This window comes from Facivitalis istanbulensis (assembly GCF_040560405.1).
In the GTDB taxonomy this organism is placed as follows: Bacteria; Pseudomonadota; Alphaproteobacteria; order Sphingomonadales; family Sphingomonadaceae; genus Sphingomonas; species Sphingomonas istanbulensis.
This window is the reverse complement of the sequence record NZ_JAVSCQ010000072.1, coordinates 1-1186: the sequence shown is the minus strand read 5'-3', so window position 1 is coordinate 1186 and position 1186 is coordinate 1. Positions and strand designations below refer to the sequence as shown.

At 59.4% G+C, this 1186-nt stretch carries 1 protein-coding gene; it reads right to left on the bottom strand.

The genetic code is table 11. The annotated features are described in order from the left end of the window. A complete protein-coding gene (locus RN629_RS18185; protein ID WP_407036487.1) occupies positions 1-1128 on the bottom strand; it encodes an IS630 family transposase in 1128 nt (375 codons plus the stop codon). Positions 1129-1186: the final 58 nt, after the last annotated feature.

The window sequence follows — 1186 nt, the reverse complement described above, 5'->3', positions numbered from 1 at the left end:
CTATTGTCCTGATTCTGAAATAATATTGATTTGCTGATGCGCGGTATCGAGTGTCCGCAGGCAGAAGCGCTGGATAGAAGCGAGAATGTCGTCGGCGGACTTTGCCCATCTGAAGGGTTTGGGGTCTGCATTGGTGGCGGCGATATAGCTTTCGATCGCCGCCTCGAGATCGGCGGTCGAGCGATGGACGCCACGGCGGATCTGCCTGCTGGTGAGATCGGCGAAGAAGCGCTCGACCTGATTGATCCAGGAGGCTCCGGTGGGTGTGAGATGAACCTGCCAATGCGGTCTTCTGGCCAACCAGGCGCGGATCGCGGGTGTTTTGTGTGTGGCGTAATTGTCCATGACGAGATGGACGTCGAGGCCATGAGGAATTGCGGCATCGATCTGACGCAGGAAGCTCAGAAATTCGCGGGCGCGGTGTCGTGGATAGCATTTTCCGATCACCTTGCCGGTCGCAATGTCGAGCGCAGCGAAAAGCGAGGTCGTGCCGTGACGCTTGTAGTCGTGGGTTCGCCGTTCCGGCTGCCCGGGGCGCATGGGCAGGAGTGGCTGTGACCGATCGAGTGCCTGGATCTGACTTTTCTCATCAATGCACAGCACCAGGGCACGATCGGGAGGTGCCATGTACAACCCGACGATATCGCGCATTTTCTCGACGAACAGCGGGTCGGTCGACAGCTTGAACGTCTCGCTGCGATGCGGCTGGAGGGAAAACGCCTTCCAGATGCGATGGATTGTCGACGGAGCATAGCCTGTCGCCCGCGCCATGCTGCGTAACGACCAGTGCGTTGCACCGGCCGGAGTCTCTTCCAGCGTTCGCTGGATTGTCCGGGCGATCTCGTCGTCACCAATCGTACGCGGCGCACCAGAGCGCGGCTCGTCATATAGACCCTCGCAGCGCCGTTCCGCAAAACGTCGGCGCCATTTGCTGACCGTGTTGGCGTCAAACCCGAGGCGAGCAACAATCTGCTTATTTTGAAGACCGCGCGACGCCTCCAGCACAATTCTCGCCCGACGAGCCAGTCCCTGCGCTGTCTTCCGACGGCTGGCAAGGCCTTCCAGCTCCTGTCGCTCCGCATCCGTCAACGATATCGACACCGCAGCCACACGACCTCGACCCGCCATCTCTCACCTCCGCATCAAACGCGAAAATGATACACTGAACTTCTCGATCAGGACACTA